Below are 406 nucleotides of genomic sequence, written 5' to 3' on the forward strand. Positions count from 1 at the left end.
TAACTAAAATTTTTTTATAATAAAAATAGGTTAATAAAATAAAGAAGGGACTTCTTTTTTTTACTTATGACAACAAAACAACATCATTATGATTTAAATACTAAATTAAAGGTTATTTTTGCGAAAAAAGAAGGTTTATTAAGCAACCAACAAATTCAAGCGAAATATAAGATCAAAAATAAAACTCAAATATATCAATGGATGATGTGGTTTGATAAGCAACAACTTCATCGCTTGCAACAGCCCAAAGGCAAACAATATAAATATAATAAAGGTATTTATGCTAATAAAAATGAAGTAGCGCTACAAGCTTTTAAAACCGCTATTAAAAAAAAATTAGGGGTTAACCCGAAAAAAAATAAAAAACTTTATTTTGAAATCATTCATGAATATAAAGAAAAAATCC

At 24.4% G+C, this 406-nt stretch carries 1 pseudogene; it reads left to right on the top strand.

Annotated features, from left to right (window positions below):
* Window positions 1-66: 66 nt before the first annotated feature.
* A pseudogene (locus tag ON17_RS03305) lies at window positions 67-406 on the top strand (IS3 family transposase); the annotation flags it as partial.

The organism is Poinsettia branch-inducing phytoplasma str. JR1 (assembly GCF_000309465.1).
GTDB lineage: Bacteria > Bacillota_I > Bacilli_A > Acholeplasmatales > Acholeplasmataceae > Phytoplasma > Phytoplasma pruni.